The sequence below is a fragment of the Janibacter indicus genome (assembly GCF_900176385.1).
GTDB classification, from domain to species: Bacteria; Actinomycetota; Actinomycetes; order Actinomycetales; family Dermatophilaceae; genus Janibacter; species Janibacter indicus.
This window is the reverse complement of record NZ_FWXN01000003.1, coordinates 209,732-223,166: the sequence shown is the minus strand read 5'-3', so window position 1 is coordinate 223,166 and position 13,435 is coordinate 209,732. Positions and strand designations below refer to the sequence as shown.

The following is a 13,435-nucleotide window of genomic DNA, read 5'->3' as shown; positions in this document are numbered from 1 at the left end:
CGCCCGCGTGCCGGGCGAGGAGGTACCCGTGACCAGCGTCGACGTCCCCGGTGCGCGGCTGAGGCTGGAGTACAGCGACGAAGGGGGCCACCCCGTCGTCCAGCTCCACGGCCTGACCTCCAGCCTGGAGCGCGACCGGGTCCTCGACCTCGACCTCGGTCGCGGCCTGAGCGGTACCCGGCTGCTGCGCTACGACGCCCGCGGGCACGGTCGGTCGACGGGCCGGCCGGTGGCCGACGACTACCGGTGGCCCCGGCTCGCCCAGGATCTGCTCGCCCTGCTCGACGTGTGGTTCCCGGGCGAGCGCGTGCACGGGGTCGGGCCGTCGATGGGCTGCGCGACCTTGCTGCACGCGGCGCTGCTCGACCCCGGGCGCTTCAGCGGGCTGACTCTCATGGTTCCGCCGACGGCCTGGGAGACCCGCGCGGCCAAGGCGCACGACTACGAGCGCTCCGCCGAGGCTGTCGAGGCCCATGGTCTCGAGCTGCTGCTGCGAGCCCAGGCAGCGGCGCCGGCGCCGCCGGCGACCGCCGGGGCACCCGACACCGTGCCCGACGTGCGGACCGACCTGCTGCCGTGGGTCTTCCGCGGAGCCGCCCGCAGCGACCTGCCCGACCGCAAGGCACTGCGCTCGATCGACCTGCCGACGACGATCCTCGCCTGGACGGACGACCCGGCGCACCCGCTGTCGACGGCCGGGGCCCTGCTCGACCTGCTCCCCCGCGCGACCCTGCAGGTGGCGAGCACCCGGGCCGAGGTCGACCGCTGGCCCGCGGTGCTCATGGCCGACGTCGAGAGGACCGTGCGATGAGCGGCCCGCCACCCCTGCACCAGGCGATCGCCGTGCTCGACGCGGGCGGGCAGGTGCGTGTCGCGCGCTCGCGCGGCTACGCGATCGGCCTCCTCGTGCTGGGTCTGCTCGTCGGAGCGGGGCTGCTCGCCTGGCTCGTCTTCGCCGTCGCCGACGGACTGCGCCGCGACCGGATGGGCGTGGTGCTCGCGCATCCGGTGACCTGGGCCAGCACCATCGCCGTCGTGGCCTGCGCCCTCCTGCCGGTGGTCATCGCGGTGCGGCTCCACCGCCGTGAGGCCCTCGTCGTCACCCACGGGGGGCTGGCCACGGCGTCGGGTGGCGTCATCCGCTCCCACGTGCCGTGGACCGGCATCGAGCGCGTCGGCTTCGAGAGGGTGACCGGCCCCTACTACCACTTCGCCCCCCGCTCGGTGACCTACGTGCTGACTCCGGCGGCGATCGAGGCCAGGGACCGCGCCATGGTGGCCGCGGGTCGGCGCCCGCCCCGCTACGGGCTCCTCGGGCCCGGTGGGTACGTCCTCGAAGCCGGGTACGTCGGTGGGCGGCGGCGCCTCTACGAGCTCCTCGCCGCGGCGCACCACCGCTACGGCGGCGTCAGGCCTTCCTGACGACGTCCACGCGCAGGATGCGGTCGTCGCCATCGCCGGGATCGCCGCGACCGTCGGTGTTGTTGGTGAGCACCCACAGCGAGCCGTCGGTCGCGACGGCCACGTCTCGCAGCCGCCCGTGCTCGCCGACGAGGTGCTCGGTGGACGTCGTCACGTCGTCGAGGGGCACCTCGCGCAGCCGCTCGCCGCGCAGGTTGGCGATCCAGATGCTGCCGTCGTCGATCGCGATGCCGCTCGGGCTCGCGTCGTCGGGCGACCACTGCTGCACGGGGTCGGTGAACCGGTCGTCGTCGGCGGTGCCCTCGACGGTCGGCCAGCCGTAGTTGTCGCCGGCCTCGATGACGTTGAGCTCGTCCCACGTGTCCTGGCCGAACTCGCTGGCATACATCGTCCCGTCGTCGTCCCAGGCGATGCCCTGCGGGTTGCGGTGGCCGAGGGTCCAGACGAGCGAGTCGTCGAAGGGATTGTCCTCGGGCACCTCGCCCTCGGGCGTCAGCCGCAGGATCTTGCCGGCGAGGCTCTCGGGGTCCTGGGCGCGGTCGGTCTCGCCGGCGTCACCGGTCGTCACGTAGAGCATGTCGTCGGGCCCGAAGGCGATCCGGCCACCGTTGTGGAAGCTCGCCGACGGGATCCCCTCGAGGATCGTCTCGGCGTCGCCGAGCCCGAGCGAGCCCGGCTCGCCGGTCAGCTCGTGGCGCACGACGCGGTTGTCGTCGGCGCTCGTGAAGTAGGTGTAGAGGTAGTCGTCGTGCACGGCGAGGCCGAGCAGGCCCCCTTCGCCGCCCGCGGAGACGCCCTCGACGGCCCCGACCTCCCGGGTGCCGCCGTCGTCGGTGAGCTCGAGGACGCGGCCGGAGTCGCGCTCGCTGACGAGCGTCGTCTCGTCGTCGATCGTGATGGACCACGGGGCGTCGAGGTCGGTGACGACGTCGGTCGGTGCGCTGCCGGACGATGACGAAGGGGGTGTGCCCGGCGTCGTCGTGCCGGACCCGGAGGTGCCGCGGTCCGTCGCCTCCCCCGAGCACCCGACGAGCAGGGCCACCGCCGCGACGAGCGTGGCGGCGCGGGGGGCTGTCCGGCGGTCCATGACCTGACGCTACCGGCGGACCTGGCGTGAGGCCATGGACGAGACGACGGAGCAGGGGCCGACGGCGTCGGCGGAGCAGGGTCCCTTCTTCCACGGAACGACCGCGCGGCTCGAGGTCGGCGACCGGCTCAGCTGGCCGGGTCCGACCAGGGCACGAGGTCCGACCGCCCCAGCCACGAGCCGTGCTCGGACAGCGGACGGAATCGATAGGTCGCGAACTCGTGGTGGAAGTCGCGCCGCTCCCGCTCGCGCATCGCTGCCGAGTGCCGGTCCGGCTCGGGCACCTCGGAGCGGCCGTGGACCAGCTCGACCATCTCGCGCACGCTGCGCCAGATCGAAAACGTCGAGATCGTCCGCGGCGGGCGCAGCGCCGCCGCGGCCAGCGTCACCCCCGGGTGGTCGCGGACGAGACGCTCGACCGGGCGGCCGTGGTGGAGGAACCGCGGGATCTCGGGGATCTTCATGCGGGCGAGCGTGATCGCCACGACGGGCTCGTCCTGCTCGAGGGTGCCGGTGCGGGCGGGCAGCCCGTCGAAGGCCGCGATCGTCGACCAGCGCCGCACGAACTCCAGCCGCACGTGCCAGCCGGTCTCGAGCCGCTGACCCAGCGGGTCACGCTCGAGGAAGCGGACGAGAGCATCCTCGTCGCGCCACTGGGCGAAGACCGCCAGTCGGGTCAGCTGGAGCCGCTCGGGCGAGACGACGGGCGCCCCGAGCCGCATGAGGGAGAGGCACTCGAGGTGGTCGAGACCGAGGACGGTTGCCGGGGTGGGCGGCCGCAGAAGTACTGCCGCTCCGACGCGGGCGGGCACCTGCGCCAGGTGGAAGCTGTGGATCATGCCGCTGGCTCCAGCTTGTAGTGCAGGCGAAGGGCGGGACGGTCCCACATGCGCAGCACGTGATCGGTGCGCAGCACCCCCTGCGGGTCGAGGTACATGTGGAAGGTCTCCCGCAACGGCACCTTGGCCGCGTGGCTGCGTGGCCCACGGACGACGACGTAGGCGCCGTCCTCGCCAAACCGCCCACCGAGCGACTCGAGGAGGAAGCCACCGCCGTCGACGATGGAGGGCCGCAGGAAGACCTGGAGGTTGCCCGACTCGAGGGGAAAGGTCACGTGCACGCTCGGGCGGTCGGCCCCGGGGAGGGTCCGCGTCGCGTAGGCCCCGCTGAAGACGGTGCGGCCGGTGGCGCGCAGGGCGCGGGTCCACGCGGCGGCGACCTGCTCGCCCTGCCCGTCGAGGATCGGGGTCACGACGCTGTCCATGCCGTGGGCGACGTCGAGCGGGCGCATCGGCAGGGCCAGCTGCTCGACCCTCCTCCCCCACAGCCGGGCGACGAGCTCCCCGCCCGGCCAGAAGAGCGGGGACCAGGACGACCAGACCTCCATCTGCCACGAGGCCGTGTGCTCGTAGAAGTCACGCACCGCCGGGTGCAGCCGGGTCGCGTCGAAGCCCGGGCCGTCGAGGAGCGACATCGACGGCAGCAGACCGGCAATCGGGTCCGCGTCGGCCACCGAGCCGCCGTGGCGCTCGGCCTCGGCTGCCAGCCAGTCGGAGGCCACCCGAGGCGAGCCGCTCACGGGGCCGTCGAGCCAGCTCTCGGCGCCGCCGAGGTCGACGGATCTACCGGTGAGCGTCCAGAACTTCCGGGATCCGATGTCCAGCAGGTGCGGCACGGGCTCGATTGTGCCGCAGAGCGCGTGACGGTCGAGTGCGATCGCGGGGCCGGTGTCTCCGGTCGGAGGCCGCGGACGATAATGGGAGGGATGCTCCCTTCGCACCTCTGGTACGTCAGCTATGGCTCCAACATGTCCCGCCGCCGTCTTGGCTGCTACCTCGCCGGTGGCACGCCGCCCGGATCGACGAGGACCTATGCCGGGGCGCGCGATCGGACCTTGCCGACGGCCGATCACGCGGTGACCCTTCCGGGGAGCCTGTACTTCGCCGGTGAGTCGAAGACCTGGGGCGGAGGGGTCGCCTTCTACGACCACGACACCCCCGGCGAGACCGCGGCCCGGGCCTACCTGCTGACGATCGGTCAGTTCGTCGACGTGGCCAACCAGGAGATGCGCCGATCGGCGATCGAGGACGACCCGCTCGAGGAGGTGCTGCGCACAGGACTGCCCGGCGAGCGCCACAGCGCGGGACCGGGCAGGTACGAGACGATCGTGCGGGTGGGCGAGCACGAGGGGCTGCCGATGCTCACCTTCACCGCACCGCACGGCATGGACACGGTGCCGCACACCGCTCCCCGACCGGCCTACCTCGCGATGCTCGCCGAGGGACTGCGCGAGGCGCACCAGTGGGACGAGGAGCGGATCGAGGAGTACTTCGCGGCGCGTGCGCCCCGCGATCAACCGATCGTGTAGACCCGGGCAGGGGCTGCGGGGACGAGCAAGGACTGTCCGCTTCGGGTGCCACGACTCAGCCGCGTTCGATCGGGAACCACAACTCGCACGTCGCCGTGCTGAAGTCCTCGGCGTGCTCGAGAACCGCCACGATCGATGGCCCCGGACGCAGCCGCCACGGGTTCGACGGGAACCACTCCGATGCCGAGGCCGCGTACGCCTCCTGCAATGCCGCCGGGTGCGGACCCGAGGTACGGAACACGACCCACTCGCCCGCTTCGAGATCGATCACGTCGAGGTCACCCGGCATCTCGATGTCGCCCTCGACCGCGACACCGTGCAGGTAGGTCAGATCGCTCCCCTCGCGATAGTCGGGGTCGACGTCAGCGCTCACCTGGAGGATCCCGCTCGGATCCGAATTGCCGAGATCCTTGAGGCGCTGGTGCTCCGCGGCCGGCAATGACGCGATGTGCTGCTGGATGTGCGGGTTGACCCCAATGTGGACCAGCGGCACACGCGCGGCGTGGCCGATCAAGCGGAAAGCGGGTCGTTCGATGATCCGGGCATCCATGGGGACGCTCCCTTCGACGGTCAGGCGGAACCTGAGGGTGGGTTGAGTGCGAAGGGGGCCGCCATCACGACGAACGTCGCCATGGCTCACGCCATGCACGGAACGGAACGCGCGCCCGAGGGCCTCGACGGATCCGTACCCGTACCGCACGGCGATCGTCAGCAGGTCCTCACCACCGACCACATCCGCCGCCGCGACAGTCATCCGCCGCCGGCGCACGTACTCGGAGACAGGCATGCCCGCCAACGACGAGAACATGCGACGCGCGTGATAGCCCGTCGTGCCCATCGACGCGGCGAGCGCATCGATGTCGATGTCCTCGCCGACGCGGCGCTCGATCTCATCGATCAGCCGATTGAGGATCTGGATCATGGTGGCTCCCTTCGCCATCCACTCTCGTTCCGATGACATGACGCCCGCCCGACCATTCCGGTCCAATTCTGTCGGGTTCGCGTCAACAGCCGCATGCTCCGAGAGAAGGCGAGGGCCCCGCCGACCACGATGGTCGACGGGCATCCACAGGGTGGGGTCAGCTCACACGTTGAAGCGGAACTCCACCACGTCACCATCGACCATGACGTAGTCCTTGCCCTCCATGCGCACCTTGCCGGCGGCGCTGCACGCCGCCCACAACGGGATACCTGGTCACCAACGCGACCGAGGAGGACGGCTCACGCCGAGCACACTCTGACAGTCCCCTCGGCCGGTTACTTGAGGGCGGGAGACTGGTCTGCCCTCGACCGACCAGGCATCGGTCATCAGGACGCCTCGTTCGCATGAGCGAAGATTGAGCTGCGCTCCTGCGGCGTTTCGTCGATGGACTGATTGAGCCTTGTTGGGTCCTTGTGAGATCCGGTTTCAGTGCACCGACTACACCCGGCCCTCGCTCGTGTCGTCAACGGCCACTGAAGTCATTGGCCCAGGCACTGGGTCGGGCGCAGCGATCAGGTGATCCATGCGCTCGAGCAGTTTCGTGCACTGAGAGATCATCGCCTTGAGAGCTACGCTGAGCACTTCATCATCTGAGCTCGGTTGCCCGTGTTTATCCGCACTGGTCGAGTTTGCGTGCTTCGCCACTTCACTGCTTTGCTCGAGCAGCTCGCAGGGGGGAACGAGGTCGTGCCGCAGCGCTGCGTGTCGGCGGTTGGCATGGATCCACTTCTGAAATTGTTGCAGCGCGTGGTCTACCTCCGTTTCGGCAACTGCCGTTGCCGCAACAACCCAAGGTTCTTCACGATCTAGCGCCTCTTTGCCGGCGAGGGCGACGGCCAGCCGCACGAGGCGCCCGAAGTCTCGGTCCATATCGCACGCGGCTGCGAGAAGGGAGGAGCGTGCCAAGTCGTCGGTCGAGGGCAGACCGTCGGGGGAGAGTGCCCGGAAGTGTGCCCATGGTGGCGGATCGGGCTCAAGCCGTGCAAGGGCGGCGAAGACGGGCTGCACATGATCTAAAGGCGTTCTTTTGAATCGTCCACCAGCCTTGTGTTCCCAAAATTTCAAGATGACCTCGCGCGTCTCAGTCGAAAGGTCTTGATCGTTAGGGTCAGCCTCGGACCGGGTGATGAGGTCTGCGAGATGGTGAGCCATCCATCGTCCGATGATGTCGCTTGTGTCGAGGGCGTCGGCGAGGCTCATTCCGAGCTCAAGGACAGGGTCGTTCTCACTGGTCATGAATGTATCCTTCACCGTCAATCAAGAAGTACTTCGTGTAGGGCTCGAGGTAGGGCATCCACTCATGGTCGTCGGTCTCAACGCCGTATAAGCGGCGCTCGCTTGTGTCGACGTGCCGCTTGATCTGCACCTCCACGATGAGCCATCGGTCGAGCATCTGAAGGAGGGCGGAGAGACTCGACCGTTCGATCAGCAGCTGGTATCCGGAGCTGCCATGGACGCCTCTGCCGCCGTCGGACTCGTCCCAGACATGCGAGGTGAAGACGACGTGCCCGTCTGCGTTTCGCCAGATGCGCATGTCTGGGTCGGGGCTGAGTTCTGCAAGTGCCCGCACGGCCGAAGAGGGTCGCTGGGGAGGAAAATGTATACCGCGAGCGAGTGGGTCCATCGAGTCCAGACCTTCTGAGTAGCCGTGTTCTTCGATCCACCCGTTGAGCTCAAACCCGGCGATCATCGATGAGAACTCACGGTCGGACGCATTCGGGAGGCGAAAGGCCCTGAATTCCGGAGCAGTCTGCAACGCTCTCAGAAGGGATCGGGCGCTGGTTGGCGCCACTAGGGCGCTGGTCACGTGGACCGTCTCGTTGCGGCCGCGATCCTGGGTTGACCTGTACGCGGAAACCGAAAGTCGGCCTGGCTTGGGCTGCAGCTCCTCACGGAACATTGTGGCGTTGACCTCGAACCGCCAGGTAGCCCAGTCAGAGCGCATCCCACTGAGTGCCCCCGACTGCCGAGGGACCGTCGAATGTGAGGGCACCGAGTCCGCTCGGTCGGACAGCCACCTTCCGTCGACACGCGTGGGGACGTGATGCGCCAAGAAGCGTGAGTACTCGGTTTCTCCTGTCACCTCGTCTTCGTCGAAGGTCTGGGCGACCGGAAGAAGGTTGAGGAGATTGCCAGCGACCTCGTATAGCCCTTGGACGGCCAAGTAGAAGTCGAGGTCCTCTTCCAACGGCCACTCGGACTTTTGTGAGTAGGAATCCCGTGGGTATAGCCGCAGTTCGTGTCTGGGGTCATCTTTAGATCGACCGCGGGACGTGACCTGCCACCGGTCGACGAGCACCTCGTTGACGAGCTTCTCGATCGAAGTGTCGGTCAAGCCGAACGCTGTGGCGAGGGCTTCGCACCAGTAGGACCGGAAGTCGAAGAAGAAGCTAAATGCGCCCTCCCCCTCGTCCAGTGCGTCTTCGAGCGGGTCGAGGTCGTCCTCCGGGCCCCCATCGTCGGCAGCGACATCGAGGGAGCCAGTGCCGTCGTTGCGTTGGACTAGCTCGTTCAACTCAGCAAACGATCTGACGGCGTTCCGGCGCCACCTTGGTCGCCGCATCACTCCTACGGGCCGACCTACTGACTCGATGCCCGATTGCCAGTCCACTAGCTCGTACGGTGTGATCTCTGCACCGCGCAGGCGAAGGACGACGTCGCGAGCAAGTGGGCTCATCACCGCGTGTGGGGAGCCCTCCAACACTTGCCTGAACAGCGGCGCAAACTTTGCCACGCTGGGCAGCGAGCTTGCCTCAAGCGATGCGCGCGAGAGAGCAAGGAGAAGCCACTGGGTTGCGTGCCTGTCGTAGAACGGCAGCCTCCTGTCTCTGAAGGCAGTCGTATCGACTGTGCCAAGCGCGACTTCGCACAACCGCTCGGCAAGCCTCGGCGCCTCGACCGAAAGCAGAAGATGGACTGCATGGGCTGCGCGCCATCGTGTCGCAGCGGCGGGGTCGCCGAGCGCAGTCCAAACCAGGCAGGCAACCGCTGTCACGTCGTCGCAGTCCGCGGTCAAGCCGGCGGGGTGGTTGCCATCGCAGGAGTCCGCGGGCGCGGTGTCGTTGAACAGGTCAGCCGCTGCGTCGAAGATGATGAGGCGCTGCGCACGAGTCAGGCGCGAAGTCAGCTTTGCAGCCAGTGCGAACGCCTCTTCTGGCTCGAACGACGGCTTGTCCGCTACCGCTCGGCTGGCCACCAGGCCGTAGTCGGTGGCATGCCCGGTGATCGCTCGAAGCCTCGCGACGTCGAGGGAACGATAGGGCACCAAGAGGTAGTCGGAGCCCAACCGGCCGAGTAAGGCTGTCAGTGCGCCATCGAGGGCGCTTTGTGCCCCCATCGACAGGGAAGCGGACTCCAGATGCTCTAGGAATTCCGCGAGGTGCCATACGTCCACAGCCGGGCAACTGCCGAACGCCTCAAGGACCGGCGCCCGGTACCCAATCGACTCCACATGGTCGAAGAGGGCATGTCGGTCCCGGCTTAGTTGTGCTCGGTCCAGTGCAGCAACCCAGCCCTCGACCGAACTGAAGTCGATATCCGTGAAATTCAAGGGCGTGGAAGGCGCATCGACGGCCGGGGCTGCAGTCGCGTCGAGCGCGGTCGTCCAGTCCGTTAGGAGGGTTGGGTCGATGTCTTCGATGGTGCGCCTCGGGATTCCGAGACGGCCGAGCGCAAGGTCGAGGGCGTCTCCTCGGGGAGGTGTAGCGCGCCACTGTCGGAGCAGCGCCACGATGACCGGTTCTGGCGGCAAGGTCGACGACTCAAGTACGTCGGCGAGCGTGACGACGTCGGCGTGACGATCGCAGAACGGCAGGAGGGCGAGGGCGAGAGCCGGGTCCTCTTGGAGGAGGCTGACCGGTTCGGAGCAGAACGGCTCGACTAGACGGGTGAATGGAGCGACTCGCCGGTCACGCCAGCGTGAGACCAAAGCGAGCGTTTCGGAGACGCTCAGCCCGGCGGCGACCCGGACGACTCGTGCGTGGTCGAGGGAATCGCCAAGATACTCCTCTAGATTCTCCGAAATTTGTCCCAATCGGTACGCGCGACCGGATTCCTCATCGCTGGTCTCGCCCGCGAACTGAGCGATGTCGAGGAACGCGGCGAATCGTGACCAGGCGTCGTCACCGATCGCGTTGGCAATGTCCAGCGCTGCTTGGAAATGCACCTCGGCCTCATCTTGCGATGCGGCATAGGTGGCCCGCGCGAGCGACACCAGGTCCTTGGCCTTCTCGTGTGCGTCCTCTCGGGCCACCAGCAGCTCATCGTGCACCTGCCTAGCAAGCTCGGCCGTCACACCGCTCAGCTCGTCCGACGCAGCCGCTCGCTGGACGAGCAGGATCATCGTCGAGCGCCAAAGGCTTTGTCGGTTACGTTCACAGAATGCGGTGATATTGGCGCTCTCGACAATTGTGGGGTGTTGCGCCAGAACGCTGACGATCACTGAAGTTGTGATGTTCAAGTAGACTTGATCGGTCTCTTCATCGTGGAACCGGTGCCTGCCTTCGCGGCTCAAGAACGTGGTCGCCTTGTCGCGGAACTCAGACAGCATCGCCTGGCTGGGCTCGAGTTGCAGCGCTGTCCACAGGTTCGCCCACCCCACTAGGGGCTCGACGTTGGCTCGGTAGGCGCGCAGCGACCTCGATGATTCGTAGCGCTCGCGTTCTCGGGCTTGGGTGACCTTTGGGCCCTCAATCTCAGTGGCGACGAGGTCGCGCCCTTCCAGCCTGGTTCTTAGCGCGAACCCCAAAATCGGCGACCATAGGTCGCGATGGTGCCACTCGCCGGTTCGGTGACCCATGTTTTCGGGTAGGTAGAAGTTTAGGACGCGGAGGGCTTCGTCTTTCGAGATTGCCTGCAAGGCCAGAGCTCGGGTAAGTAGCCAGACGATGGCGGTCAGGCCCTCGTGCACAAGCTCGTTCAAGGGCGAACCCCACTGCTCGTCGGCTCGTCGGCTCGGCCGGACTGCCTTTGACCTTTTCAACGCAGGCTTGAGCAGGTGCTTGACGATCTCTGGTGTCATGACCAGGTTTCGCTCGGCGCATACCTGGGCGATGGCGAACTTCGCGTGCTTCCCTCGGGCATTCAGGGCTAGTAACTCCAGGTCGGCCACGCGGCCAGCGTCAGCGAGACGCCGCGCCACGAGCACGCCGACGTCGAACGCGAGTGTTCGCGGCTTCCAGCGGAGAAGGTAGTCGATACATGCAGTGGCGCCGTCGGTGTTTAGCAACCCCCAGGCGATCTGCAGGACGTCCTGGTCGCTCACGTTCGAGCGTTCGTCGTCTCTTGCAGCTTGCTGGGTCCAGGTCCGGACCCAGGTTGCAGCGCTTCGGAGGCGGTTCCTTGCTTGGTCGGATTGACCTGGTGCGCCAGCAAGTAGAGCGCCTTCGTACAGAAGGTTGGAGCTCGGCCACTTGCCCGTGATAGCGCGCGTTGCGACAAGTTGCTCCAATACATGGGCGTCGAGGAATCGGGCAGCGAGGTCCGTATTGTCGCGGACGAGTTTGAGTCGCCTGGCCCTTCCCGCGGTGAGCTCGCCGAGACGTAGGGCGAGTTGAGTCGCGGCGAAGTCGTGGTCTCCGCGCAGAGCGGCACTGAGCGCGAACTGCGTCCTCTGCTGTGAGATCTCTCGCCGCTGCAGCTCATTGCGTCGGTCTGGGGAAAGTGTGTTGTCGGGTAATGCCCTGTCTGAGAGGGCGAGTTTCACCAGGTCATCGAAGCGGTTCGCCTCAAAGAGGAGGGCGGGGAGTGACGCAGCGACGTAGGCGTCGCTGTCAGCGATCGGCGTGAGTCGCGCTAGGAACTCATCCAGCTTTGCGCCCGCGGGGCGGTAGCGCTCACGGAACCAGGTCTCGGTGGGTTCGTCTCGGAACTGGACCGTCCCGCTGTCGATCAGCAGCGGCCGGCCCAAGTCTGTGACGAAACTGAGAACCAAGGACTCCTCGATACCTGACAGTTCGGCGAGGACGCGGATGGGGATCATCGGTCGCAGTGCTGCAAGACCGATGCAGATCTGGTCGATCTCGGCAGCGCCGCTGTGGTGGGTGTCGCGCACCTCGGCTATCTGACGTTCGATAATTGAGTCGAGGGCAGCGGCGGCTGAAACAGGATTGGGGGACAGCCAGTCCAGCGCTTCTTGGATGGTGCCAGTCGCCTGAAGCACGGTGGCTTGGACCCGTGGGTTATGGCTCGTGCGCGAGTGGAACTCGGCGGCGTCTGCCGCGGCGACGCCCGGGAAGGCTTGCTCCAAGTGTGCGTGGGTCTCATCTGGGTCGAAACCCTCAAGCGGAATGTCCAGGTGGTCCGGCGGTAGGTCCAGTCGGTCGCGCCTCTCGGTGCGACACGTGACGACCAGCCTTACGTTTGGGGGGAGTTGTTCGCGCAGCAGTCCTGTGACGAATGGGCGGTCCCCTACCTCGGCCGCCATCATCGCGGCGTTGTCGGCCGCGTCGATCACCAGAATAACGAGAGCGTCTGGTGACGTGGATGCGAGAGTCGTGGCGGCGTTCTCGAGCCGTCGGAGGAAGGCGCGCGCGTAGTCCGTGTCGTCTGCAGTGGCCGACGGGACTAGCGGGTCGCACAGGGCTCGCGAAGCGAGCTCGTTAGACAGTTGCACAAGGGCTTGTTTGGCCTGATGACGCGCTCCACTTGGACGCCTGTACGAGCCATTCCCGAAGCAGTCGTAGACAACTGCTTCGCTGCCGGTCGGACCCACGTCAAGGAGCGCCATCGACAAGAGGCTCTTGCCCACTCCGCCCGGGCCGTGAATCACGACGGGCCTTCCTTGAGCGGCGCATACGAAGTCGGCGATCTGGGTGAACTGGCGTCTGGTGAGAGGAGTGGCAGGACTATGGACGAGGTTCGGGGCAGGCAGGAGTTGATCATCTGAGGTCTTTAGTGCAGCCAAAACGTCTTCGCGGAAGACCGCGGGCTGGGCGCCCGAGATAGACGTCGCCCGGCTGGAGATCATCTCTTTCAGCAATAGCGCTTGGTCCCCTGGTGCGCCAGGGAGCAGCCCAGCAACCTGGGTCTCCAAGAGCTGACGCTGCCTCAGTAGTGCGGGGGCCCGACGGTCGATCTCTAGGGCGTTGGCGAGGTCAGCGATGTGGGCGTCGTCCAGAAATTCAGCCAGCCTCTGGCGGACCGGGTCAGCGGCGGTGGACGCCCGGCCCTTTCTTAGGTCATCGAGTATCGCTAGGGCTGATTCACTGACCGGGCGGTTGGTAATGAACTCGAACCGGATTCGGCGCAGAGCCTCCGGATGGTCGACCAGAAGCGAGCGGAATTTTTTTGCGAAGCCGGCGAGGGTCTTAGTCAGGTATGAGAATGTCCAAGGCTCGTCCGCGCGCGCGGTCGAGTGCTTGAACTGTCGGTAGATGACTTGGTCAGCGTCGTCGATGTCACTGGAGCCCCAGTACTCGGCGAGGTCGATCACCTCGTCACCCGTACTTGCCGAGGAACGGTCCTCGGACCTAGGCCATGCGACGTTGTTGCTCGGGTCTGGCTCAGCCCTCGTTCGGTGCTCGCTTGGATCGACCGCTTCCACGTAAAGAGCGTGCAATCCGGTGGAGCTGTCCAA

At 66.9% G+C, this 13,435-nt stretch carries 9 protein-coding genes and 1 pseudogene; 3 read left to right on the top strand and 7 right to left on the bottom strand.

The genetic code is table 11. The features are described from left to right. Window positions 1-28 precede the first annotated feature (28 nt). Complete coding sequence (locus tag B9B60_RS04685) at window positions 29-811, top strand: alpha/beta fold hydrolase (protein ID WP_084450060.1); 783 nt, start codon at window positions 29-31, stop codon at window positions 809-811. Continuing rightward, entirely contained in the window at window positions 808-1,422 is a 615-nt protein-coding gene (locus B9B60_RS04680; RefSeq protein WP_084450059.1) for a hypothetical protein, read from the top strand. The genes B9B60_RS04685 and B9B60_RS04680 overlap by 4 nt, the downstream gene beginning before the upstream one ends. Here the strand turns inward: B9B60_RS04680 and B9B60_RS04675 are convergent. The 3 genes from B9B60_RS04675 to B9B60_RS04665 all read right to left on the bottom strand — a co-directional run bounded on the left by B9B60_RS04675 (window position 1,409) and on the right by B9B60_RS04665 (window position 4,184). Next, a complete protein-coding gene (locus B9B60_RS04675; protein ID WP_084450058.1) occupies window positions 1,409-2,509 on the bottom strand; it encodes a PQQ-dependent sugar dehydrogenase in 1,101 nt (366 codons plus the stop codon). The two genes, B9B60_RS04680 and B9B60_RS04675, sit on opposite strands and share 14 nt — an antisense overlap. A gap of 128 nt (window positions 2,510-2,637) precedes the next feature. Continuing rightward, window positions 2,638-3,348, bottom strand: a complete 711-nt coding sequence (locus B9B60_RS04670) for a hypothetical protein (protein ID WP_084450057.1) — start codon at window positions 3,346-3,348, stop codon at window positions 2,638-2,640. Next, window positions 3,345-4,184, bottom strand: a complete 840-nt coding sequence (locus B9B60_RS04665; RefSeq protein ID WP_084450056.1) for a hypothetical protein — start codon at window positions 4,182-4,184, stop codon at window positions 3,345-3,347. Before B9B60_RS04665 ends, B9B60_RS04670 begins: the two co-directional genes overlap by 4 nt. Window positions 4,185-4,274: 90 nt before the next feature. On the opposite strand from B9B60_RS04665, the gene B9B60_RS04660 reads away from it, so the two are divergent. Continuing rightward, window positions 4,275-4,877 (top strand): histone deacetylase, encoded by a 603-nt coding sequence (locus B9B60_RS04660; RefSeq protein WP_084450055.1) that lies wholly within the window; start codon window positions 4,275-4,277, stop codon window positions 4,875-4,877. 55 nt (window positions 4,878-4,932) lie between these two features. Here B9B60_RS04660 and B9B60_RS04655 read toward each other — a convergent pair whose 3' ends face one another. From B9B60_RS04655 to B9B60_RS04645, 4 genes and pseudogenes are all read right to left on the bottom strand, one after another. Then, window positions 4,933-5,799 (bottom strand): AraC family transcriptional regulator, encoded by an 867-nt coding sequence (locus B9B60_RS04655; protein WP_084450147.1) that lies wholly within the window; start codon window positions 5,797-5,799, stop codon window positions 4,933-4,935. A 162-nt stretch (window positions 5,800-5,961) separates the two neighbouring features. Then, window positions 5,962-6,054, bottom strand: a pseudogene (locus B9B60_RS04650) (DUF933 domain-containing protein); the annotation flags it as partial. Between the two features lie 243 nt (window positions 6,055-6,297). Continuing rightward, window positions 6,298-7,095 carry a hypothetical protein gene (locus tag B9B60_RS16810; protein WP_143445430.1) on the bottom strand — a complete coding sequence of 266 codons (798 nt, stop codon included), beginning with the start codon at window positions 7,093-7,095 and terminating at the stop codon, window positions 6,298-6,300. After that, the gene (locus B9B60_RS04645) at window positions 7,085-13,402 is read right to left on the bottom strand and encodes a hypothetical protein (protein WP_143445429.1); all 6,318 of its coding nucleotides are present in this window, start codon (window positions 13,400-13,402) and stop codon (window positions 7,085-7,087) included. Before B9B60_RS04645 ends, B9B60_RS16810 begins: the two co-directional genes overlap by 11 nt. Window positions 13,403-13,435 lie beyond the last annotated feature (33 nt).

Bases quoted from the DNA above. Each gene is read 5' to 3' on its own strand.
- B9B60_RS04680 (WP_084450059.1), top strand. From the start codon at position 808: ATGAGCGGCCCGCCACCCCTGCACCAGGCGATCGCCGTGCTCGACGCG.
- B9B60_RS04675 (WP_084450058.1), bottom strand. From the start codon at position 2,509: ATGGACCGCCGGACAGCCCCCCGCGCCGCCACGCTCGTCGCGGCGGTG.
- B9B60_RS04670 (WP_084450057.1), bottom strand. From the start codon at position 3,348: ATGATCCACAGCTTCCACCTGGCGCAGGTGCCCGCCCGCGTCGGAGCG.
- B9B60_RS04660 (WP_084450055.1), top strand. From the start codon at position 4,275: ATGCTCCCTTCGCACCTCTGGTACGTCAGCTATGGCTCCAACATGTCC.
- B9B60_RS04655 (WP_084450147.1), bottom strand. From the start codon at position 5,799: ATGATCCAGATCCTCAATCGGCTGATCGATGAGATCGAGCGCCGCGTC.
- B9B60_RS16810 (WP_143445430.1), bottom strand. From the start codon at position 7,095: ATGACCAGTGAGAACGACCCTGTCCTTGAGCTCGGAATGAGCCTCGCC.